The organism is Nonomuraea endophytica, from assembly GCF_014203235.1.
Classification (GTDB): Bacteria; Actinomycetota; Actinomycetes; order Streptosporangiales; family Streptosporangiaceae; genus Nonomuraea; species Nonomuraea endophytica.
Genome location: NZ_JACHIN010000016.1, coordinates 184,778 through 204,122, shown reverse-complemented (window position 1 = coordinate 204,122; position 19,345 = coordinate 184,778). Strand labels below are relative to the sequence as shown.

The 19,345-nt window shown below is 72.0% G+C and carries 16 protein-coding genes; 8 read left to right on the top strand and 8 right to left on the bottom strand.

Annotated features, from left to right (window positions below):
- Positions 1–3: 3 nt before the first annotated feature.
- On the bottom strand, positions 4–1,737 hold the full coding sequence (locus tag HNR40_RS43545) for a hypothetical protein (protein WP_184972298.1): 1,734 nt from the start codon (positions 1,735–1,737) through the stop codon (positions 4–6).
- 131 nt (positions 1,738–1,868) lie between these two features.
- On the opposite strand from HNR40_RS43545, the gene HNR40_RS43540 reads away from it, so the two are divergent.
- Genes HNR40_RS43540 through HNR40_RS43525 form a run of 4 tightly spaced genes read left to right on the top strand, consistent with a single transcriptional unit; the run spans position 1,869 to position 6,135 of the window.
- Entirely contained in the window at positions 1,869–2,666 is a 798-nt protein-coding gene (locus HNR40_RS43540) for a hypothetical protein (RefSeq protein ID WP_184972296.1), read from the top strand.
- Positions 2,663–4,303 carry a peptidoglycan-binding protein gene (locus HNR40_RS43535; protein WP_184972294.1) on the top strand — a complete coding sequence of 547 codons (1,641 nt, stop codon included), beginning with the start codon at positions 2,663–2,665 and terminating at the stop codon, positions 4,301–4,303. The genes HNR40_RS43540 and HNR40_RS43535 overlap by 4 nt, the downstream gene beginning before the upstream one ends.
- On the top strand, positions 4,296–4,973 hold the full coding sequence (locus HNR40_RS43530) for an ABC transporter ATP-binding protein (protein ID WP_184972292.1): 678 nt from the start codon (positions 4,296–4,298) through the stop codon (positions 4,971–4,973). Before HNR40_RS43535 ends, HNR40_RS43530 begins: the two co-directional genes overlap by 8 nt.
- Positions 4,960–6,135 (top strand): ABC transporter permease, encoded by a 1,176-nt coding sequence (locus HNR40_RS43525; RefSeq protein ID WP_184972290.1) that lies wholly within the window; start codon positions 4,960–4,962, stop codon positions 6,133–6,135. The genes HNR40_RS43530 and HNR40_RS43525 overlap by 14 nt, the downstream gene beginning before the upstream one ends.
- Before the next feature lie 69 nt (positions 6,136–6,204).
- Here HNR40_RS43525 and HNR40_RS43520 read toward each other — a convergent pair whose 3' ends face one another.
- Positions 6,205–7,758: a PucR family transcriptional regulator gene (locus tag HNR40_RS43520; RefSeq protein ID WP_184972288.1), complete on the bottom strand. Its 1,554-nt coding sequence runs from the start codon at positions 7,756–7,758 to the stop codon at positions 6,205–6,207.
- A gap of 99 nt (positions 7,759–7,857) precedes the next feature.
- On the opposite strand from HNR40_RS43520, the gene HNR40_RS43515 reads away from it, so the two are divergent.
- The gene (locus HNR40_RS43515) at positions 7,858–8,382 is read left to right on the top strand and encodes a DinB family protein (RefSeq protein ID WP_184972285.1); all 525 of its coding nucleotides are present in this window, start codon (positions 7,858–7,860) and stop codon (positions 8,380–8,382) included.
- Here the strand turns inward: HNR40_RS43515 and HNR40_RS43510 are convergent.
- Complete coding sequence (locus tag HNR40_RS43510; RefSeq protein ID WP_184972284.1) at positions 8,375–9,121, bottom strand: TetR/AcrR family transcriptional regulator; 747 nt, start codon at positions 9,119–9,121, stop codon at positions 8,375–8,377. The two genes, HNR40_RS43515 and HNR40_RS43510, sit on opposite strands and share 8 nt — an antisense overlap.
- Before the next feature lie 49 nt (positions 9,122–9,170).
- On the opposite strand from HNR40_RS43510, the gene HNR40_RS43505 reads away from it, so the two are divergent.
- Both HNR40_RS43505 and HNR40_RS43500 read left to right on the top strand, forming a co-directional pair.
- Positions 9,171–10,106 (top strand): ATP-binding cassette domain-containing protein, encoded by a 936-nt coding sequence (locus tag HNR40_RS43505; RefSeq protein ID WP_184972282.1) that lies wholly within the window; start codon positions 9,171–9,173, stop codon positions 10,104–10,106.
- Entirely contained in the window at positions 10,103–10,879 is a 777-nt protein-coding gene (locus tag HNR40_RS43500; RefSeq protein WP_184972280.1) for an ABC transporter permease, read from the top strand. Before HNR40_RS43505 ends, HNR40_RS43500 begins: the two co-directional genes overlap by 4 nt.
- Positions 10,880–10,881: 2 nt before the next feature.
- Here HNR40_RS43500 and HNR40_RS43495 read toward each other — a convergent pair whose 3' ends face one another.
- From HNR40_RS43495 to HNR40_RS43480, 4 genes are read right to left on the bottom strand one after another with little or no spacing between them, the layout of a single operon-like run.
- The gene (locus tag HNR40_RS43495; protein WP_184972278.1) at positions 10,882–13,557 is read right to left on the bottom strand and encodes an ATP-binding cassette domain-containing protein; all 2,676 of its coding nucleotides are present in this window, start codon (positions 13,555–13,557) and stop codon (positions 10,882–10,884) included.
- Entirely contained in the window at positions 13,542–14,714 is a 1,173-nt protein-coding gene (locus tag HNR40_RS43490) for an OmpA family protein (RefSeq protein WP_184972276.1), read from the bottom strand. Before HNR40_RS43490 ends, HNR40_RS43495 begins: the two co-directional genes overlap by 16 nt.
- Positions 14,711–15,907: a hypothetical protein gene (locus tag HNR40_RS43485; protein WP_184972274.1), complete on the bottom strand. Its 1,197-nt coding sequence runs from the start codon at positions 15,905–15,907 to the stop codon at positions 14,711–14,713. The genes HNR40_RS43490 and HNR40_RS43485 overlap by 4 nt, the downstream gene beginning before the upstream one ends.
- Positions 15,904–16,653, bottom strand: a complete 750-nt coding sequence (locus HNR40_RS43480; protein ID WP_184972272.1) for a hypothetical protein — start codon at positions 16,651–16,653, stop codon at positions 15,904–15,906. Before HNR40_RS43480 ends, HNR40_RS43485 begins: the two co-directional genes overlap by 4 nt.
- 84 nt (positions 16,654–16,737) lie before the next feature.
- Between HNR40_RS43480 and HNR40_RS43475 the strand changes: the two genes are divergently transcribed.
- Complete coding sequence (locus HNR40_RS43475) at positions 16,738–17,436, top strand: NUDIX hydrolase (RefSeq protein ID WP_312896750.1); 699 nt, start codon at positions 16,738–16,740, stop codon at positions 17,434–17,436.
- Here the strand turns inward: HNR40_RS43475 and HNR40_RS43470 are convergent.
- Positions 17,433–19,331: a 5'-methylthioadenosine/S-adenosylhomocysteine nucleosidase family protein gene (locus HNR40_RS43470; RefSeq protein WP_184972270.1), complete on the bottom strand. Its 1,899-nt coding sequence runs from the start codon at positions 19,329–19,331 to the stop codon at positions 17,433–17,435. The two genes, HNR40_RS43475 and HNR40_RS43470, sit on opposite strands and share 4 nt — an antisense overlap.
- Positions 19,332–19,345: the final 14 nt, after the last annotated feature.

Genomic DNA, 19,345 nt, shown 5'->3' with positions numbered 1-19,345 from the left:
TTCTCATCCTCCCCGCTGTTGCAGGGCCTTGAGCAAGGCATCGTAGAGCCGGCCGCGGAACGCCATGCGAACCTCATTCTCCTGGGCCGCCGTCAATGGCTTCTGACCGTGCTGAGTGAGTGAATCCTGCACCCACTCAGCCTGCCGCGCCACAATGCCATCCGCAACGGTCTCCGCCGTGGCCGGGGTCTTCTTGTCGAGGTAGTCGGTTATCGCCCCCTTTAGCCCGTCTTTTGCCGTGTCCAGGCCGAAGTCGCGGGCCGTGGCTGCTGTGGGGTCTTGGATGGGCCAGTATTTGTTGGAAAGCCATGACACAGGCAGCAAAGACACCCCCGCCACCCAATCCGCGTACTCGTCATCAGCCCACTCCGCATAAGTGGTCCCGCTCAGCATCAGGTTCGCCACTCCCCCGGCCAGCGCCGCACGGGACGTGTACTGGTCCTGGGTGGCCTCGTCGCCGAAGGGGCGGAAACGGCCTATGTCCAAGCTCAGCGTGTAGTCCTGGGAGGCTTTCATCAGCAGCTTGGCCGCGTCGCTGTCCTGCATCAGGACGCCGACGAAGCGGGAGGCGTCGTCGGGGGTGAGGGTGTCCCAGGGGGATGTGGGGTAGATGGCGGTCAGTTCGGGTGAGTCGCGTTTGGATTGGGCTCGGGCCAGCTGGTCCAGGTAGGGGCCCATGTTTCTGGCCAGGGTTTCGCTGATCGGCGAGTCTCGCCAGATGCCCCAGTCGGTGGAGATCCAGGGGCTGTCCTCGGCGCCCAGGTTGCGGATGATGTTGAACATCGCCTGGTCGCGGTGGGGGCCCTCCGACAGGGCTTGGTTGAGGACCGCGGCCAGCTTGGGTTGGAGGCCGTCTATGCCGCTGAGCTGGATGCGCTGGGGGTGCAGCAGCCAGCCTGCCGCGTTCTTGTTGGTGGCCAGCAGCGTCTGGAGGGCACCAGGGTCCTTGGAGTAGGCGTCTACCAGGGCGTTCAGGTTCCAGTTGGGGCTGGTGGGGAGGTCGGCGGCCAGGGGGCGGCCCAGGACTCTGGTGGCCACCTGGTTCAGGAGTCTGCTCGACGGGCGGGCCAGCGTGATCAAGGCGGTCAGGACGCCGGGCTGGGTGGTTGTGAGGAAGGTGTCCAGCCATTTCGCGTCGAGGCGGCCGGCGCGTTCGGCGTTCGTGTATGCCTGGGCCAGTGGTCCCAGGCCGCTCTGCTGGAGGACGCCGGGAGGCAGGCCCTTGTCCATGGCCGGGCCCCTGTTCTTCATCCAGTGCATGAACAACGCGCGGAACCTGTCAGGGCCGAGGGCGTTCAGCAGGGCGGCGGCGTAGGCGGGGTCGTTCAGGTGGGATTGCGTGGCGGCCGCGGCTGCGGTTATCGCGCTCCAGGTCTCTGGGGTGTGGTCGATTTTCAGCTTCTTCAGGGCGTCCGCTATGCGGCGGCCGTCGGACGTGCCCTGGCGGGCGGCTTCGGTTTCGCTGATGAACGGCAGGGATCCGCTCAGGAGGCCGGTGCCGGGGGCCATTTGGCGGAGCGTGTCCACGCGCCATTTCAGGTCGCGCTGGCTTTCGTCGAGAAAGGCCCAGGATTTGTGCATGGCCGTGGTGCCGGCGGGGCCGGTCCAGGAGGGGCCCGCTTCGGCGATGGCCGCTTCCAGGCCGGGCCTCGCGCGGCCCAGAACGGCCTGGCCGCCGGCCATTTCCCGCATCAGTTGCTCCGCCTGACGGGGGTCGATCCCGACGAACTCCCCCATGGCCCCTCCCCGAGGCTGTGGCTACAAGGGAGGAGTCAAGCACACCGTCAGAGCTCGGTAAATGCCAACTGATACATGGCGGATACGCGGGCACTACGGGGTGGATGGATGCGGGGGCCAGAGTGTCCGGCATGAAGAAACGACTGGCCGTCTGCGGCCTGCTGGGGCTCGCGCTGCTGGCGGGCTGCGGCGCAGAGAGTACGGCTGCCGCCCCGGAATCCGGGGCGAAGGACAAGCGGCACGAGCGGGAAACACTGATCGCGGACTGCATGAAGCAGAAGGGCTTCAAATATGTGATCCACGTGCCGCCGTTCAAGCAGTCCGACCTTGAGAAGCGGGTGGCGAGCGGCGACTACGCGAGTTTGAAGGAGGTCCGCTCCAAGTATGGGTTCGGGGCCTTTTCCCGGTTTGTCTATAAAGACGAGGGGGGCGAGCCGGAAAGGAAGGATCCCAACGAGGCCATCAAGGCGGGGTTGGACAAGGGGCAGCTGGAGGCGTACGAGCTGCAGGCCAAGACCTGCTACACCACCGCGGTCAAGAAGGTCTTCGGGTTCGAGGTCAAGTCGCTGGCCGACTTCTCGGACCTGACGGCCAAGGAGATCGAGAGGGTGGACAGGGAGCTCAACGGCGACGCCAAGCTCAACGAGCTGGCCGGGCCGTTCGCGCAGTGCCTGACCGGCAAGGGGGAGAAGGTCAGCTCCAGCAAGCCTCTCGACCTGGCCGCCAGGGGTTCGCAGGAGTGGGAGGAACTCGTCGCGAAGCAGAAGGAGCCGTCGGCCGCGGCGGCGCGGCCGTATCTCACGAGAGAGATCAAGTCGGCGCTGACCGACCTGGAGTGCGGCAAGGAGTTCTACGCCGCGTTCAACCCGCTGAGCACGCGGCTCAACTCCGAGGCGCGGGTGAAGTTCGGCTTCCTTCCGCAGTCGTGAGGAAGAAAAAGCTGCTGGTCGTGCTGGCCGGCGTCGTCGTGGTCGCGGGGGCGGGCTGGGGAGTGAGCACGCGGCTGCGCTCGCCGGCGGACGAGGCCGCGCTGCGCACGCCGCCCAAGCCGTCGCTGGTCACCGCGCTGGTGGAGCGGCGCAAGCTGGTCAGCACCGTGGTCGTCGCGGGCACTCTGGAGTACGGCTCGCCCCAGCCGATCATGCTGGCCGGAGTCGTCGGCGGCAGCGAGGCGCTCCAGCGCGCCACCCGCGCCCCGGTGCCGGGAAAGGTCAGGGACGGCGGCGTGCTCATGGAGGTGAACGGCCGCCCGGTCTTCGCCTTCACCGGCAAGGTGCCGATGCACCGCACGCTGGCCCCTGGCACCAAGGGCGACGACGTCCGGCAGTTGCAGCGGGCGTTGCGGGTGCGGGTGTCGGGGGTGTTCGATCCGGCCACGGTCGCGGCGGTGACCCGGTTCTACGCCAAGAAGGGGTACGCGGCGCAGCAGCCCACGATCGAGGCCAGGCAGCGGCGGGACGAACTTCGCCGGGCCGTACAGACTGCACAAGAAACGCTGGCCGACCAGCGCAAGGCCCTGGAGCAGGGGCGGGACGTGGGGCCGCTCAAGCTCAAGCTGGCCAACGCCAAGCAGGACCTGCGGGAGGCCGACCGGGCGCTGGAGGAGGCGGCCCACTTCACCCCCGAGGACGCGGCCAAGGTGGAGGCGGCCGAGGCCGCCGTACGCGCTGCTGAGGAGAAGCTGCTGGAGGCCGAGCAGGAGGCGAACCGTCCCGCCCCCAGCCCCACGCCGACCCCGTCGGACGGCAGGTTGAAGGAGCTGCGCGTCGCGAACGCGCGCGCCGACCTGGACGCCGCGCGCCGGGCGCTCGACCGCGTCCAGGTGGAGGCGGCGCAGGCGCGCGAGCGGCGGCTGACCGAGGCGCGCAAGGCGGTACGGCTCGCCCGCGAGACCCTCGCCACGGCCGAGCAGGCGTTGCGGCAGGCCAGGCAGCTGTCCCCGGTCAAGCTCAAGGTGGCAGGGGCGCAGAAGGACCTGGCGGCGGCCAGGGCGATCCTCGCGGAGTACTCGCTCACCTACGGCACGACCGTCCCGGCGGGCGAGGTGGTGTTCCTGCCGAAACTGCCGGCCCGGCTGCACAAGGCGGCGGTCAAGGCGGGCGGGATGGTGGACAAGGCGTTCGCCACCGTGACGAGCTCGACGTTCGTGGTGTCCGGCTCGGTCGAGACGGCGGAGGCGAAGTTGTTGAAGCACGGGCTGGCGGCGGTCATCGAGACCGAGGCGGGCAAGGCCATTCCCGCCACCGTCAGCTCGGTAGGAGCGGGCAAGGCCAAGCTCGGCTCGGAGGCGGTGCTGATCACGCCCAAGTCGATGGCCGGGCTCAAGGGCCTGTCCGGCGCGGGCGTCACCGTGCGGGTGACGGTCGGCGCGACCCGGGAGAAGGTCCTGTCGGTGCCGGTCGCGGCCGTGGTCACGGCGGCGGACGGCCGGCCTCGGGTGCAGGTCGAGGTCGGTGGGGACCGGACGAAGGAGGTCGAGGTACGCACCGGGCTGACCGCCGACGGCAACGTCGAGGTCGCCGGCGAGCTCAAGGAGGGCGATCGGGTGGTGGTCGGCGGTGCCTGAGGCGGTGATCGAGCTGACCGGGCTGACCAAGGAGTTCCCCGCCGACCCGCCGGTGCTCGGGCTGTCGCAGGTGTCGCTGCGCGTGGGCGCGGCCGACTACGTGGCGGTGGTCGGCCCGTCGGGATCCGGCAAGTCGACGCTTCTGAACGTGCTGGGCCTGCTGGATCGTCCCACCTCCGGCAGCTACCTGCTGGACGGCATCGAGACCACCTCGATGCCCGACAGCGCGCGGACCAGGCTGCGCGGCAGCCGTATCGGCTTCGTCTTCCAGTCCTTCCACCTGCTCGCGCACCGCAGCGTGGTGGAGAACGTGATGCTCGCCGAGGTGTACGGCGGGCGCGACCGCAAGAACCGCAGAACCCGCGCCCTGGAACAACTCGACCGGGTCGGACTGTCCCACCGGGTCAACTTCCCGCCCGAACGGCTCTCCGGCGGCGAACGCCAGCGCGCCGCCATCGCCCGCGCCCTGCTCGGCGAGCCCTCGCTGCTGCTGTGCGACGAACCGACCGGCGCGCTGGACAGCAAGAACACCGAGACCGTGCTCGCCCTGTTCGACGACCTGTGCGCGCAGGGGCTGACGATCGTCGTCATCACCCACGAGAACGAGGTGAGCGGCCGCGCTCAGCGCCGGCTGCGGATCACGGACGGAGTGCTCAGTGAAGATCCTTGATCTGTGGAACGAGGCGGCGGCCGGCCTGCTGGCCCGTCCCGTCCGCTCGGCGCTGACCGCGCTGGGCACCGTGCTGGGCATCGCCACCCTCGTCATCACGCTGGGCACCGCCGCCACCGCCGGCAACCAGATCGTCGGCCGCTTCGACGAGCTGACCGCGACCTCCGTCACCGTGGACGTCCCGGGCGACGACCGTCCGCTGGTCGGCTGGGACGACGTGCGGGAGGTGACGCGCCTGCGCGGGGTGACCTCGGCCGCCGCGGTGGCCGAGGCCAAGGAGAGCGCCAACATCAGCGTCCGGGCCAACGAACTCGTCGACCCCAGCCGGATGACCGAGCTGACGCTGACCGTGGTCGCCAGCAGTCCCGGGCTGCCCGAGGCGGTCAAGGGCCGCATGCTCCAGGGCCGCTACTTCGACGCCGGCCACCTGGCCCGCGGGGACAGGGTGGTGGTCCTGGGCGAGCGGGCCGCCCAGTTGCTCGGGGTGACGCGGCTCGACCGCGCTCCGGCCGTGTTCATCGGGACGCACGCGTACACCGTCATCGGAGTCCTCGGCGACCTGCGGCGGGAAAAGAGCCTGGGCAGCGCGGTACTGCTGCCGCCCACCATCGGCCAGCGCTTCGGCCTGCGCGAGGTCACCCGGGTTCTGATCAACACCAGCATCGGCGCGGCCGACCTCATCGCGAAACAGGCGCCGCTCGCGCTCAGCCCCTCCAACGCCGCCATGCTGCAGGTGACCGCGCCGCAGAGCCCGACCAGGGCGCGCGACGGGGTCGAGAACGACGTCAACGCGCTCTTCCTGATCCTCGGCCTGGTCTCGCTCGTGGTGGGCGCGGTCGGGATCGCGAACGTCACGCTGGTCACGGTCATGGAACGCGTCACCGAGATCGGCCTGCGCCGCGCCCTCGGCGCCGCCCGCCGGCACGTGGCCGCCCAGTTCCTGCTGGAATCGTCCCTGACCGGCCTCACGGGCGGCGTGGTCGGCGCGTCCGTGGGGGTGGTGGCGATCGTGGTGATCTGCGCGGTCAAGCAGTGGACACCCGTTTTGGATGTACGGCTCGCCGTCGCTGCCCCGATCGCCGGCGCCCTCGTGGGCCTCCTCGCCGGCCTCTACCCCGCCCTCCGAGCCGCCCGAATGGAACCCGTAGACGCCCTCCGCTGACCCACACCCCAGCCCGGGAAACCCCGGGAAACCCGCGACACCGCAGGGTCGCCCAGGCCGGTGGGGGTGTCAAGGTGGGGGTTGGGAGAGGCGGAGGCGGAGCCAGGTGGTGAGGCGGGCGTCGGGGGTGGAGAGGTCGTAGCCGGAGGACTCCAGGCGCCGTAGCCGGTAGCGGAGGGTGTTGGGGTGGACGGCCAGCGAAGCGGCGGCGGCGCGGATGTCGCCGTGGGCCTCCAGCCAGGCGGTGACCGTCTCTTCGCCTGCGGGCGGGGAGAAGGTGTGGAGCAGGAGGTTCGGGTGGGCGGCGAGCAGGGATTGGAGTTCGATGAGGGCGGCGGCGGGCCGTACCTCGTCGATGGTGGCCACCCGCGCGCCCGAGGAACGCAGGACGGTGAGCACCAGGTCGGCGTGGCGCAGTGAGGTGGCGAGCGTGTCGGCGGTGGCCGGGGAGCCCACGGCGGCGGTCAGGCGGTGGCGGGGGGCCAGGCGGCGGGCCAGGTCGGCGGCGGTTTCGCGGGCGGTGCGGAGGTCGGGCGCGGGCAGGAGGCAGTAGACGGTGTGGTCGCGCAGGACGCAGGCGGCCGAGCGGCGGTAGGCGTCCAGGTAGGTGGCGACGGCGTCGAGCAGGTGCTCGGGCTGGCCCTGTGAGGTGATGGCCAGGACCGTCAGACCCGTGCGGGGCAGGCCGAGGCGGCGGCAGGCGGCGGGGTCGCCGTCCAGGGCCTCACCGACCAGGCGGCCGCGCCGTTCGCGGTCGGCGTCGCGGGCGGTGCGGGCGCGCAGCAGGTGGGCTCCGGCCAGGCGGGCGAACTCTTCCGCGAGCACCAGGCGCTCTTCCGGCAGCCGCTCGTGGCCTTCCAGGATCCAGAGCATGCCGAGCGGTTCGGGACCGCTGCGGATGCCCACGCCGATGCGCCAGACGCGCTGTTCGGGGCTGTCGAACGGCTCGCCTGTGTGGAAGCGCAGCGCCTGCTGGGTGGTCAGGAGCAGGCGGCGGGTCTCGCGTGGCGCGTTGGAGGCGGGCACGGATTTGGTGAGGATGACCTGGCGCTGGAGTTCGTCGTTGACCTGGCCGGGCACGGCCGAGTACGCCAGCAGCCGCCATTCGGTGTCCAGGATGCCCACGGGGCGGTCGAACGTCTCGGCGATGACGTTGACGAGCGCGTTCAGGTCGCCGAGGGGCACGCTGCCGAGGTCGCGGCCGGGCGCTTCGAGCGGGCCGGGGGCGGAGATCAGGCTGTCGCCGAGCAGCACGGCGTCCTCGACCATCGTGTGCAGGAGGCTCCACGGCATCTGCGTATGCAGCGCGACCAGAGCGATCCCGGCGGCGCGGGCGGCGGGCGCGAGCCGTTCGGCGGCGGCGACGTCGGCGCGGACCACCGCTGCCGCGGCGCCGGTCAGGCCGTGGAGCGTCGTCTCGGCGTCGGGCGAGCCGGCGGTCAGGCCGACGAGCAGGACCAGCGTTCCCGGGCGGGGCGCGTCGTCGAGCACCGGGTCGAGGATGGCGGGCCCCGACACGGGCACGTCCACGCCGTGCGGCGCTTCGACGACCGTGACGTACTGCGGGCCGATCCGCTCGATCACCTGGGCGAGCGACGGTTCCAGATATTCGACCTGCTCCATCCTTGAAGTATCGGCCAAGGGAGAGGATGCATCATCGTCGGATCGGCCAAGGATTTATCCCGTTGGCGGGTGCGGGCCACCCGCCTAGGATCGCTGTCCATGGTCACCAAGCGCGCGGAACTGCTCGTCCACCAGCTCGACATCGCCTGGGCGCTGTTCGAGTACCACCTTGACGGGCTCGACGACGAGGCGGCGCTGTGGGAGCCGGCCCCCCACGCCTGGAACGTACGGCTCGGCGCGGACGGGCACTGGGTGGCCGACTGGGCCGACAGCGAGCCGGACCCCGTGCCGGCGATGACGGCCGGCTGGCTGATGTGGCACATGGGCTACTGGTGGACGACCACGCTGGGCCACTGCTTCGGCGACGGCGCTCCCGAGCGTGAGGAGATCGTCTGGCCGGGCGACGCCGCGGCGGCGGCCGAGTGGCTGCGCGGGCTCAAGGACGCCTGGCGCGAGGGGCTGCTCGGCCTCACCGACGCCGAGCTCGACTCCGGCGACAGGGTCGCGAATCTGCCGTGGGGGCAGGGCCAGACGATGGCCGGCGTCGCCGGATGGCTGATCGTGGAGCTGACGAAGAACGTCTCCGAAGTGGGGTACGTCCGCATCCTGCGCGCGGCTAGCTGACGCCGCCCCGGCGGGCGATCAGCTGCTCCACCCCGTCGAGCAGCAGGCTGAGGCCGAACAGGAAGTCGTCGTCGTTCACCCAGCCCTCGGCGCCGGAGAAGACGCCGCCGCGCACGGCGGCCGACAGGGCGGGGTAGGTGGCCGGGTCGAGGACCTCGGCGAGCGCGGCGCCGAACTCGTCGGCGCCGGAGATCCCGGCCTTCTCGTACGCGGGATCGCCGGCCCCGTAGACCACGGCGGCGTCGGTCAGCGCGTACCCGGTCAGGGTGCTGGCCACGTTGATGCGCTCACCGTCGTCGAGCCCGGTGCCGTCGAGTGCGGTCAGCACGCGGTCGAGCCAGAGCAGCCGGCGCGGGCCCATGGGCGGCACGAACGGGCTGATCGTCAGCACCCACGGGTGTTCGAGGATGATGTCGCGCTGGGCGCGGGTCCAGGTGGCGAGGTAGTCGCGCCAGGGCAGTCCCGCCGGGTCGGGCGGCAGCGGCGCCACGGCGTCGGCCATCGCGGTGAGGAGGTCTTCCTTGCTGCCGACGTAGCGATAGAGCGCGGTCGCCGCGACGCCCACGCGTGAGGCGACGCCGGCCATCGACACCCCGCCGATGCCGTCGGCGTCGGCGAGCTCGATGGCGGCGGCGGTGATCATGGCCAGGTCGAGTCGCGGCCGCGGCCCCCGGCGCGGCGCGGGCTCGCGGCCCCACATCCGCTCGATGACGGGGGGCAGTGGCCTTTCCTGGTCCATCGAGGTCCTCCCTTGACTCGCTCCTAGGATTCTGCATTATCTTAAAACTATGAACGCCATACACAGTACGTCATTCACAGATGCCATTGTGGCACGGGGGCTGGTGAAGTCGTTCGGCGACACGCGGGTGCTCGGCGGGATCGACCTGACCGTGCCCACGGGCTCGCTGCTGGCACTGCTCGGCCCCAATGGGTCGGGGAAAACAACGACGGTTCGCATCCTGACCACGCTGCTGCCTCCGGACGGCGGCAGCGCGGTCGTGGGCGGGCACGACGTGGTGCGGGACGGCGTCGCCGTACGGCGGGCCATCGGCCTGACCGCCCAGCAGGCCACCGTGGACGACCTGCTCACCGGCAGGGAGAACCTCGAACTGTTCGCCGGCCTCTACCACCTCGGCGGCCGCCGGGGCCGGCGGCGGGCGCGGGAGCTCCTGGAGCGCTTCGACCTGGCGGACGCCGCCAACCGGCGCGTGGGCACCTACTCGGGCGGCATGCGCCGTCGCCTGGACCTGGCGGCCAGCATGGTGTCGGCGCCGCCCATCCTCTTCCTCGACGAGCCGACCACGGGCCTGGACCCGCGCAGCCGGGTGGAGCTGTGGGCGGTGATCCGCGAACTGCTCGCCGCCGGGACGAGCATCCTGCTGACCACGCAATACCTGGAGGAGGCCGACCAGCTCGCCGACCGGGTCGCGGTGATCAGCCGGGGCCGGGTGGTGGCCGACGACTCCCCCGAGGCACTCAAGCGCCAGGTGGGCGCCGAGCGCCTCGTGCTGCGGCTCGCGCCGGCGGACGTGCCGCGCGCGAGCGCCCTGCTCTCCGCTCCGGGCGGCGCGGAGCACGAGATCACGCTGGCCGTCCAGGGTCCCGACCACCTCCGCCACACCCTGGACGAACTGCACCGGGCGGGCATCCCGGTCGAACGCGTCGAGCTGCGCACGCCCACGCTCGACGACGTCTTCTTCGAGCTCACGGCGGTGGCGGCATGAGCGCGCCGCTGACCGCCGCGGCCGACCTGCGCCGCCTGGTCGGCCGTGACCTGCGCCGCGAGCTGCGCACCCCGGACAGCCTGATGGTCAACCTGGCGCTGCCGGTGATCATCATGGTGTTGTTCGTGTACGTGTTCGGCGGCGCGATCACCACGGGGTCGAGCGGGCTGGACTACATCGACTTCGTGGTGCCCGCCGTCCTGCTGATGTCCGGCGGTTACGGCGCCGCCCTCACCGCCGTGACCATCGCCGACGACCTGACCGGAGGCATGATCGACCGCTTCCGCACGCTCCCGATCAGCGGCTGGGTGGTCCCGGCCGGGCACGTGGTGGCCTCGCTGGTGCGCAACGTGGTGGCGTCGGCGATCGCGCTGGCCGCCGCGGTCGTGCTCGGCTTCCGGCCCACGGCCTCGCTCGCCGAGTGGGCACTGGTGCTGGCGCTGGTGACGGCGTACATCCTGGCGATGTCGTCGCTGGCGGTGATCTGGGGGCTGGCCGTGCGCTCGACGCAGGCGGCGGGGGCGTTCAGCTTCGTCGTGCTCTTCCTGCCCTATCTGTCGGACGGGGTGGTGCCGGCCGAGACGATGCCGCCGGTGCTGCGCGACTTCGCCACCCACCAGCCGATCACGTCGGTGGTGGACACACTGCGCGCGCTGCTGCTGGACCAGCCGATGGGCTCGTCGGCGGCGGTGGCGGCCGCCTGGCTCGGGGGCGCGGTCGTGGTCAGCATCCCGATCGCGGCCGTCATGTTCAGGCGGCGGACCGCCGGGTGATCTCACCCCCAGCCGACGCCGCGTCTGGGGGTGAGACGGGCCGAGAGCACCGCGACGGCGATCAGCGAGTAGGCGACCGCCAGCGCGGCGCACATGAACAGGTCGAAGAACCACTGCCCGGAGGTGTGCGCCCACAGGGCCTCCCGCTTGCCGGGCAGGCCGGTCAGGGAGGCGGCGGCGGCCAGGCCCCAGCGGTCGGGCAGCAGCGCGGCGGTCACCGCGAGCGCGCCGCCGCCGGACAGGTCCGCGGTGGAGCCGTTCAGGGCGATCTGGGCGACCGAGGTGAGCGTGACGGCGAGAACGGCCTGCTCCAGCTTGCGCACCGAGACCGAGATGAGCAGCCCGAGTGACATGGCCGACACCGACAGCACCGCCAGCACCAGGAAGAGGTCCAGGGTGGGCGTCGTCCACAGGGACGCGGCCGGTCCAGGCCGGATCCAGGTGAAGACCAGCGCCATGATCAGCGCTTGCAGGATCGCCACGGCGGCGAAGACCTGCCATTTCGCCGCGAGCACGGCGGTGACCAGGACGCCGGTGCGGTGTTCGCGGGTGATCGTGCCCATCTCGGCGACGATGTCGCTGTAGGTGAGCGCCTGCCCGCTGAGCATCGCCAGCGTGGTGAGCAGGCTGATCGCGGTGACCGCGTCGCCTGATGCGCCCTTGCCGAGCCCGTCGGGGCCGGTGACCCAGGCGGCCAGCGCCGCGGAACCGGCCGCGACCAGGAACGGCATCAGCGCCACCGCCCACATCCTGACCGGCCCGGTCGAACCCGCACGTACGCCGCGGGTGGCCAGCAAGGCCACCTGACGGGACAGCAGCACGCGCCACTGGCGGGTGAACGTGGCCGGCGGCCGTCTGCGCTTGACCCTCGGGCCCGGCCCGGCTTCGCTGCCCCGGGCCCGGATCTGGGCGGCGGCGTCGCGGGCTTCTGCGTCGGCCTGGCGGCTGCCGTACCGGAGGGCGAAGGCGTCGGCCTGGACGTCGAGGTCCTTCATCAGCGCGGCCCAGCGCTCGCGCTCGAGGTCGGGCAGGACCCGCTCGGGTGGGCCGTAGAAGACGGGTCTGCCCTGTTTGACCACGACGAGGACCTGGTGGGCCTGGCCGAGGTGTTCGACGGCGTGCGTGACGATCATGACGGTGGCCTCGTGGGTCTCGGCGTAGTCGCGCAGGAAGGTCATCACCTCGTGGTCGAGCCCGGGGTCGAGGCCCGAGGTCGGCTCGTCGAGGAGCAGGAGTGTCGGCTTGTTCAGCAGTTCCATCGCGATCGACACACGGCGCTGCTGACCGCCCGACAGGGCGCTGACGCGGTAGTGGCGGCGTTCGTCGAGCTTGAGGTCGCGGCAGACCTCGCCCACCCGGGTCCCGGCGCGGCGGCCCGGCCCGCGCAGGCGGTAGGCGTAGCGCAGGAGCTGGTCGACGGTGAGCGTGGCCAGCAGGTCCGTGCCCTGCGGCACGAACCCGAGCCGCTCCCTGATCTGCGGCCCGTGCCCGGCCAGCGACAGCCCCTCGAAATACAGCTCGCCCGCGCTCAGCGGCAGCTCACCCAGCAGCGCGCTGAACAACGAGCTCTTGCCCGCCCCCGACGGCCCGAGGATCGCCAGCAGCGTGCTCTCCGGCTGCACGAACGACATGTCCCTGATCCGGAAGTACTTGTCGGTGCTCGCCTCCAGCCCCAGGGCGACGACCTTGCGTTCGCCGAGCCTGCTGACGTCGAGCGCGTCGAGACCGGGCAGCACGTAGTAGCGGTACTCGCCGAAGTCGAAGTGGTCGCCCGGCGCGAGCAGCGCCTCGCGTACCGCGCCGCCGCCGATGTAGGGGCCGTTGCCCCGGCCGAAGTCGCGCAGCCGCAGGTGCTCGCCGTCGCGGGCGAGGCGGAAGTGCCGGGGCGCCGCATAGGGCTCCCCCAGCCGGTACGGCTCCGCCGAGTCGGCCCCGAACACGTTCTCCCCCGGCCCCAGGTCGATCCGGAAGGCCGGCGGGCGTACCGGCTCCACCTCGGCCGGCGGCGCCACCGTGGCCGCCCGCCTGACCCAGGCCGGCGCCTGCCCGCCGAAGCGGAGCTGGTCGGCGACCCACGCCTTGTCCGGGTGGAAGCGCAGCAGGGAGCGGAGGTAGGCGTCGAGCCTGCGGCCGTACAGGCGTTCGGCCAGCCGTACCCGGGCCGAGGCGACCTGGAGTGACTGCTCGCGCAGCGCCTCGGCGCGCACCCGGTCGGCGGTGGCCGCGCCGAGCGCGGTCTTGGCGCGGGCGGCGGCCTCGCGGGCGGCGGCCAGGTGGCGGGCGCGGGAGCGGCGGCGGCGCTCACGCACGGCGGCGTCGTCGAGCCCGGTGTCGCCGGGACGCCGCTCGCGCTCCTCCTCGGCGGTGAGCGGGCGTTCGAGCGCGGCCACCCTGGCGTCGGCCAGGCGGGAGGTCTCGCGGGCGGCCGCCTCGCGGGAGCCGGCCTCGGCGATCTGGCCGGGCAGCGGCGCGATCTGGCGCTGGTGGCGGATGTACTCCTGGTGGTAGACCTGCTGCGCCTCGCCGATGATGACGTCGCGGTGCGGCGAGCTGATCGGCTCGGGACGCGGGGCCTTGGGCCGGTCGGGGATCTGGCGCAGGCCGTCGCGCAGGCCGTGCCACCAGTCGCTCCACCGGGTACGCACGTCGTAGGCGAGCGGCTTCATGGTTTCTGGCATTGTTCCCGCCTGATGACGACCTTGCGGTTCTGGTTGGCCTTGGCCGGGTCGAGCCGGCCGCCGGGCAGGGTGTCGTCGACGTGGTCCGGCCAGTCGGTGGCGACGCCCCTGGCGATGATCTTGTTCTCCGGCACGCCCAGCGAGACGAGGATCTCCTTGACCCGATCGGCCCTGGCCTGGGAGAGCGGGCGGTTGATCGCGTCGCCGCCCTCGGATGAGGTGGTGCCGATCAGCTCGACCGGCCGGTTGGCGCGGGTCAGGTCGGGGGCGAGCCCGCGCAGCGTGGCCGTGGCCGCCGCGGGGTGGCGGAAGTCCGCCTTGCCGCGGATGAAGCCGACGTCCCCGGCGTTCTGCAGGACCACGTCGCCGCAGGAGCGCGTCGGCGTCGGCGTCGGCATGGCGATCGTCTCGACCGGGGGCAGCCCCGGCATGGCCGAGGGCCGGCCGGGGCCCGTCGTGATCTCGGCGCAGGCGGCGCCGGCCGCGGTGGCGGCTTTGGTCCAGATCTGGCCCAGGTTCTCGCTCACCCTCGGCGGCAGGTCCACCTGCGGGTCGGCGGCCACCCCCAGCCCGTCGAACAGCACGCGCCGCCCGGTCAGGTCGGGCAGCAGCTTGCCGCCGGCGAGGTGGTCGGTGAGGTCGTCGGGGTCGGCGTCCAGCACGCCGTCCTGGGTGAAGTTCAGGTCGCCCATGGTGGACAGCGCGGAGTCGACCACGACGATGCTGCCGCCCTCCCCCGCCATGCGGGCGGCCACCTCCAGCGCCTTGAGCACGTCCGCCTCCGCCTTCACGGCCTTGGCCTGCGCGTTGATCGCGGCGGAGATGTCGGTGACGTGCCGGTTCACGCTCGCCTCCAGCGCGGGCGTGTTGGCGGCCGTGGAGCTGAACCGGGTGGAGTAGATCGGCTGCGGGTCCCCGTCGAGCCGGACGGCGTACACGCTGTGGCGCGCCATCAGGACCTTCCTGATCAGGGCATTGAGCTCGGGGGAGATCACGGGCGCGGGCGAGTTCGACCGGGCGCCGATCACCAGCGCCAGTGAGCCGCCGTCGCCGACGCAGGCCAGCGGCTTGGCGGGCGGCTGGTCCACGCCGCACGCGGTCATAACGGCCGTCAGCACAGGCGTCAGCACGATGCCCGCGAGCACGGTTCTTCTCATGGGTCCTTCTTCCAGTGCGGGCGGTGGTCGGACTGGAACATCGCGTCGGTGGCGCTCGGGTCCTGGTGGTACGCCGCGTGGTGGACCCGGACCATCTGCTTCAGCTCCTCGGCGAGCGCGGCACGGGTGCCCATCTCGGCCAGATGCCGCTGCCTGGCCTCGCGCAGTTCCTCGGCGTACTGCATGCGCTCGCTCTGCGCCCTGCTCAGCCGGGCGCTGGAGGCCGCGGCGGCCTCGGTGACCGTCCGCAGGTTGCGCATCGCGCGGGCGTAGGCGGAGCGGGCCGGATGCGTGGTCAGGTAGCCGCCGAGCGCGGCGACCAGGCCGGTCGCCAGGTAGAGCGCGAGGAAGACGCCGGCCATCCCGAGGGCGGCGGGCAGGTCGGGCGTGGCGGCGGGGCCGCCGATGACGATCGCGGGCGGCGCGCCGGCGTCGCCGAAGAAGTAGCGGAGCGCGGCGGCGCCCACGCCCAGCACCAGCCAGACCAGGAAACAGAGCACGACCCAGCGGATCCGCCGCTTGGTGCCGGCGCCCGCCTCGCGGGCCTGGACGCCGATCTGGTGGCTCAGGTACAGGGCGGTGGTGGTCAGCCCGGCCACGATCAGCGCCCCGGCCACCGGTGGCAGGTCGGCCAGCAGGATCTGCATGACCTGCCAGAACGCGGCGGCGTCCGCGCCCGCGGCCATCACCAGCGCCACCACGTGCAGGAACGTCGCCGGTGAGCGCCCGGCCAGCAGCGGCGGGTCGGCGAACCCCGGCCGCGCCGGATCCTGGCCGGCCAGGCGCTCCCTGGCCGAGTCCACGGCGGTCCTGGCGTCGGCCAGGCGGCGCTGCAGGTAGTCGTCGGTCTTCTCGTACTGGGCGAGGGCCGGCTCGATCGCGTTGAGCCTGACCACGCTCTCCACCTGGAAGCCCGCGTACTCGGCGGCGGCCTGGTGCTGCCAGGTCTCGTGCCAGGCGTTGATCAGGTTGTCGAGTGATCCCGCGGTGAGCTCGTCGGTGCCGGGCGCGAGCCGCTCGGCGTACGACTGGGTCAGCACGAGATGTCCCGCACGGTCGACCGGCGTCGGCCGGAAGCTGTTGCGGGGCGGCGGCGGGGCGTGCGCCTCCTGGAACGGCATGCCGCCCAGGCCGGTGATGCGCAGGTCCCGTCTGCGCAGCCACCACTGCCTGAACGCCCGGAACACCTTCATGCGCTCTCCGTCGGTTCGTCGCGGATCCATCGGGGCAGCTCGGGCGCGCTCAGCTTGAGCAGCAGGTTGAGCAGCCCGGGATCGGGGTGCCGGGCCAGCAGCCCGGTCAGGTAGACGGCGCGCCGCCGCCGGAAGTGCTCGTGCACGCGCAGCGCCCGTGCCCGCGCCACCTGCGGTCGCAACGCCTGCCGCTCGGCGAGCGAGACGGCCCGTTCTCTCTGCTCGTCCAGGCGCGCGTGCAGGGCCTCGAAGGCGCGCAGCGCCCGTAGCCGGGCGTTCTCTCTGGCGGTACGGCGGCGCCGTTCGATCAGCGCGTCGGGATGGGTGAGCGGGTCGAGCTCGGCCCGTCCCCTGCGCAGGTCTTCCTTGGTCAGGGGCCGCGCGCACTCCTCCACGGCCAGGTGCAGCCGGTGCCTTGCCTCCTCCAGCTCCCTGGCCAGCGCGTCCTTGGCGGCCACGGCCCGGCCGTGCCGCTCGCCGAGCCTGGCCAGCTCGTCGTCCCCGGCGACCCGTTCGGCGGCGATGCGTTCGAGTGCCTCGCTGGTCAGCATGGCCAGGTAGGCGGTCTCGGGTGCGGGGGCGCCGTCCTCGCCCTCGTCGGCCACGTGGCGCAGGAGCTCGGCCAGAAGCTTGCGCCGGCCGTCGCGCTTTCCCGCGGAATGGTCGGCGCGGCGTGTTTCCGGCGGATAGGGGATGGCTTCCTCGGGAGGGCCTGCCCAGCTCGCCGTGTCACCTATATCACCCATCAGGCTTTTCTCTAACTTTAGGTCGATGTGACCTTATCAAGGGGGCGATGTTTAGGTCAAGGTGACCTTAGGTATTCTCTAGGAGTGTCCAAGTACGACGGGACGGCGCCGGTCGCGGTGACGGTCGATCTGGTGATCTTCACGCTCCGCGAATCCGCCCTGCAGGTCCTCCTCATCGAGCGCGGCAAACCGCCCTTCATGGGCGGGCTCGCGCTGCCCGGCGGGTTCGTCCGCGACCACGAGGACCTGCGCGGGGCGGCGCTGCGCGAACTGGGCGAGGAGACCGGGGTCGACGGCGCCAAGCTCCACCTGGAGCAGCTGCGCACGTTCGGCACCCCGGGGCGCGACCCCAGGGTCCGCACCTTCACCGTCGCCTACCTCGCCCTCGGCCCCGACCTCCCCGCCCCCGTGGCCGGCACCGACGCCGCCCACGCCCGCTGGATGCCCGTGGCCCAGGCCCTGTCGCCCTCGGTCGAGCTGGCCTTCGACCACCAGGCGATCCTCCGGGAAGGGCTGGACCGGGCGCGGGGCAAGCTGGAGTACACGACCGTGGCCGCCGCCTTCTGCCAGGAGCCGTTCACGCTGGCCGACCTGCGGCACGTGTACGAGGTGGTGTGGGACCTGGACCTCGATCCGAGCAACTTCCGGCGCAAGGTCCTGAAGGCCGACGACTTCGTGGTCCCCACCGGGGCGTTCCGGGCCCCGGAGGTGGGCCGGCCGGCCGAGCTCTACCGCCGCGGCCGGACCGAACTCCTCTATCCCCCGATGGTCCGGCCCGCCTAACGGGAGCTGTCGGGCTGGGCCGGGGTGTCCAGGGCGCCCAGGTCGATCAGGCGGAGAACGAACTCGGCGGCGTTGCGGGCCGCCTTCGGCTGGTGGCGGTGGGTTTTGCCCACTCCCCAGTCGCTGATCGCCTTGATGACGATCCAGTCGGCCCCGTGTTTGGCGGCGGCCGCGTACACTCCGGCGCCTTCCATTTCGCCGCCCAGCGCGTCGGGGTGGGCGGCGATCAGGCGGGCGCGTTCCTCCTCGGAGTTGAGCAGCGTGTTGCCGGAGAGCATGACCCCGATGTGGGGTTTCACGGTGTCCACCGCATAACAGCCGTTGAGCAGCCTGACCGAGGGCTCCGCGCGGGCGCCTCTCGGGATCTCGACCGGTCCCGACGCGCCGTCGACGATCTTCTTCAGGTCCAGGACCCGGATCTGGTTGGCGACCAGCACGTCACCGATCCGCTGCTTCCCCTTGCGCAGCCCGTAGCAGATGCCGGTGAGGATGACGTAGTCCGGCCGCAGGTCCCCGATGAGCGTCTGGGCGGTGAGCATGGCACCGGCGGTGGCTGTGGTGCCGGGTTCCGACCGGGCGAGCAGGATGGTGGCCTTGCTGACCACGCCGAGGTGGAAGACGGCGTGCGAGCCGCGGAACTCCACCTCGGGCGCGTGCTCGGTGTGCGCGCGCACCACGGCCTTGACCTGCTCGTGCTCCACGCCGGTGGCGACCAGGAGCAGCACCTTCGTCGTGGCGTCCATCGCGATGAGCTCCCTGTCTAGTCTGGCGCGGCGTCGGCGGCGGGCCGCCAGGTACCAGCGGCCCGCGGTCCCCGCGACCAGGACGCCGGTGAGGGCCACGATGCTGGTGAACCAGCCGACGACGACGACTTCCGGCGTCGCGGGGCTCAGGTGCGGCGGGTCGGTCAGCAAGAGGCGCTGGGAGAGCCAACGCACGGCTGACCAGTAGGTGGCAGGACGGCCTGCGCAGTCGTTCCCGCAGGCTTCGGCCTCGGAGTCGGCGACCAGTGCCGCTTCGACGAACACGAGGGTGGCACCGGCGAACAGGTAGAGAAGGAGGCCGGAGACGGCTTGGCGTTCGCTGGGCTCCCGTGGGTGCGCCCGGGGCAGGGAGACCAGGAAGGCCAGGCCATCGCCTTGGTCATCAAGTTGGGCGTGCCTGGCTCGGGCGAGGAAGGCCGTGCGCATGGCCTCGGTGGTGACGCCGTTCAGCACGCATACGAGGCTGCCCCGGTCCTCCCCCCAGCCTCCGGGCAGCGCCGCCAGTCGGTCCACGATCGCCTTGATCAGCGACTCGGCGTGCTCAAGCCGCGCCTGGTGACAGAGGGCGACGGACCAGTGCTCGTTGCGCAGTTCCTCAGTGATGACACGATGGTCGCGCCCGCGTTCCACGACTGGGCGTAGGGCCTGCCACACCAGGTTGATCGCCATGGCGACCAGGACCACGGTCACGTGGCAGACGCCCAGCACGGGCAGGGTGAGCACCACGACCAGCCACTCTTGCCGGACCAGCGCCAGCGGGATGAGCGCCAGGCTGAGCACGAGCATCACCGCGGGCGGGGCGAAGGCTACGAACAGGTCCCAGAACCGATCGGCCAAGCGCAGCCAGGCGCCTCTGGTTCCGGGGGGCGGGCGGCGGCCGAGCGGGGGTTCCAGCACGGCGAACTCGGTCTCGCCGCGCCAGACGAGGCGGCCTTCGAGGGCGGCGCCGTACAGCTGGAGTGACAGGGGGGTGCGGGAGCGGATGGCGCCGAACACGCCGCGCGGCCGGGCGGTGCGGCGGACCTGGCGGCCGTGTTCGGCGGTGCGGGCGGCGCGGGCGGCGGCCCGTGCCTGGGCGAAGGTCACGGCGGGCGCGTAGGCGCGGCCGGGGTCAGCGTGGTCCGCGGACATGGTCGATCGTAGGC

What these genes read in the sequence shown, in the direction of transcription:
- HNR40_RS43545 (WP_184972298.1), bottom strand. Translation starts at nt 1,737, where the DNA reads ATGGGGGAGTTCGTCGGGATCGACCCCCGTCAGGCGGAGCAACTGATG.
- HNR40_RS43540 (WP_184972296.1), top strand. Translation starts at nt 1,869, where the DNA reads ATGAAGAAACGACTGGCCGTCTGCGGCCTGCTGGGGCTCGCGCTGCTG.
- HNR40_RS43520 (WP_184972288.1), bottom strand. Translation starts at nt 7,758, where the DNA reads ATGGAGCAGGTCGAATATCTGGAACCGTCGCTCGCCCAGGTGATCGAG.
- HNR40_RS43515 (WP_184972285.1), top strand. Translation starts at nt 7,858, where the DNA reads ATGGTCACCAAGCGCGCGGAACTGCTCGTCCACCAGCTCGACATCGCC.
- HNR40_RS43510 (WP_184972284.1), bottom strand. Translation starts at nt 9,121, where the DNA reads ATGGACCAGGAAAGGCCACTGCCCCCCGTCATCGAGCGGATGTGGGGC.
- HNR40_RS43505 (WP_184972282.1), top strand. Translation starts at nt 9,171, where the DNA reads ATGAACGCCATACACAGTACGTCATTCACAGATGCCATTGTGGCACGG.
- HNR40_RS43500 (WP_184972280.1), top strand. Translation starts at nt 10,103, where the DNA reads ATGAGCGCGCCGCTGACCGCCGCGGCCGACCTGCGCCGCCTGGTCGGC.
- HNR40_RS43495 (WP_184972278.1), bottom strand. Translation starts at nt 13,557, where the DNA reads ATGCCAGAAACCATGAAGCCGCTCGCCTACGACGTGCGTACCCGGTGG.
- HNR40_RS43490 (WP_184972276.1), bottom strand. Translation starts at nt 14,714, where the DNA reads ATGAGAAGAACCGTGCTCGCGGGCATCGTGCTGACGCCTGTGCTGACG.
- HNR40_RS43485 (WP_184972274.1), bottom strand. Translation starts at nt 15,907, where the DNA reads ATGAAGGTGTTCCGGGCGTTCAGGCAGTGGTGGCTGCGCAGACGGGAC.
- HNR40_RS43480 (WP_184972272.1), bottom strand. Translation starts at nt 16,653, where the DNA reads ATGGGTGATATAGGTGACACGGCGAGCTGGGCAGGCCCTCCCGAGGAA.
- HNR40_RS43470 (WP_184972270.1), bottom strand. Translation starts at nt 19,331, where the DNA reads ATGTCCGCGGACCACGCTGACCCCGGCCGCGCCTACGCGCCCGCCGTG.